Genomic DNA, 1,540 nt, shown 5'->3' with positions numbered 1-1,540 from the left:
GTCATGGGGTGCGGGCGGGGTCGTCAGCTCGGGTGCATCCTCCGCTGTTGTCATTTGATCACTAGCGATTGCCATCGATCGGCCTCCTTTGTTGGTGCGGATGGGTCTGGGGCGGTGCCGATGATGTAGGACGCCCCTTGGGGGCTGAGGAAGCTCTGGTCGGTGTCGTTGTAGGGGACGGCGGCCGGGGCTGGATTCGGCGGCGCCGCAGGTGTTTCGGGTGTGGGGCTGGCACCGGGGCGTCGGAGCATTCCCTCCCAGGTCGACGGCAGGCCTTGGGGGCAGTTCGCGACGTCGGGTGCCCGCACTGCGGGGTCGGTGGCGCAGGGGGTGTTGCGAAGGCCGCGGCTGACCTTCGGGTCGTCGGGGGCGACATCGCAGTAGGAGGCACCGGGTACCTGGGCGGGTGCGGTATCGGAGGGATCGCGGCGTTCGGTCGCCTGGTAGCCCTGGGTGCACGGTGGCGGGTTGAGGGTGTTGCCGAGTTTGATGTCCAGCGGGGCCTGTGGGCCGAGTTGGTCGTCGTCGAGTTGGAATCCGGTGACCGAATGGTTGGTCACCGCACTCAATGCGGGGTAGATGACGAGGATCTGGCGCAGTTCCGGGATGTTCATCCGGAACACCTGACCGACGGTTTGCAGGTTGGCCATCAGCAGCGGGAAGGTCGGTTGGAGGTCGGTCAGCGTTGCCGTGGTGGTCGCGGCGGCGGACGGTCCCTGATCGAGCACCGCACGGATCTGTCCGTCGCTGAGGACGAGTTGCTCGGTGAACGCGGACAGGTCGGTGGTGAAGGACGTGATGTCCTCGCTGACCTCATTGCCGGTCGTCAGTAGCGGCTCGGCATCGTTGATCAGGGTGCGCGTGGGCTCGAGGTCGGCTTGCGCCAGTCGGACGAGTTCGGCGGACGAGTCGATCAGCTGCGCGATCTGTGGACCTGTTCCGTCGAAGGTGTTGAAGGTTTCGTCGACGGCTTTGTCCAGAGACTCCTTGGGGATGCTCTGCAGCAGCTGGTTGGCGGATTCGATCACATCGCCGGCGGGTACCGGGGTCTCGGTCTGGTCGGTCGGGACGGTGTCCCCGTCGACGAGATATGGTCCCTCGTCTGTCGTGGGGACGAAATCGACGAACTGTTCGCCGACCGCGGACATGCTGCGGATGTGCGCGGTGCTGGCGGTGGGGACCGGGTAGGCGTCCTTGATCTGCATGGAGACGCGCACGTGTGCGTCCTGCGCAAGGTCGATCGAGGTGACCAGTCCGACGTCGATGCCACGGTAGGTGACCAGTGCGTTCTCGTAGAGGCCGCCGGCATCGGCGAAGTCCGCCGTGACCGTGTATGTGCGCAGGCCGGTGATGCGTTCGATGCTCACGTACGAGATGAGTGCGTAGGTGAGGCTGACGATCGAGAGCACCGTGAAGGTGACGAGTTGGAATCGGACGAGTGCAGTGCGATTCATCGAGGGGCTCCCGCCGCGAAGGGAAGTGGCGCCGGTGCGGGCTGGGTGGGGGCAAGCAGGGGGTTCACCGCTTGGCTGGGCAGGAC

1 protein-coding gene is annotated in these 1,540 nt (G+C 65.7%); it reads right to left on the bottom strand.

Going from position 1 to position 1,540, the window contains the following annotated elements:
* Positions 1-50: 50 nt before the first annotated feature.
* Positions 51-1,454 carry an MlaD family protein gene (locus G9373_RS45210; RefSeq protein ID WP_167121316.1) on the bottom strand — a complete coding sequence of 468 codons (1,404 nt, stop codon included), beginning with the start codon at positions 1,452-1,454 and terminating at the stop codon, positions 51-53.
* Positions 1,455-1,540 lie beyond the last annotated feature (86 nt).

Source organism: Rhodococcus sp. A14, from assembly GCF_011603105.1.
Taxonomy (GTDB): Bacteria; Actinomycetota; Actinomycetes; order Mycobacteriales; family Mycobacteriaceae; genus Rhodococcus_F; species Rhodococcus_F opacus.
Note: the sequence above shows the minus strand (reverse complement) of the source record. Positions and strands in the feature narration are given on the sequence as shown.

Excerpts from the sequence above, each read along its gene's own strand:
- G9373_RS45210 (WP_167121316.1), bottom strand. The coding sequence starts at position 1,454 with ATGAATCGCACTGCACTCGTCCGATTCCAACTCGTCACCTTCACGGTG.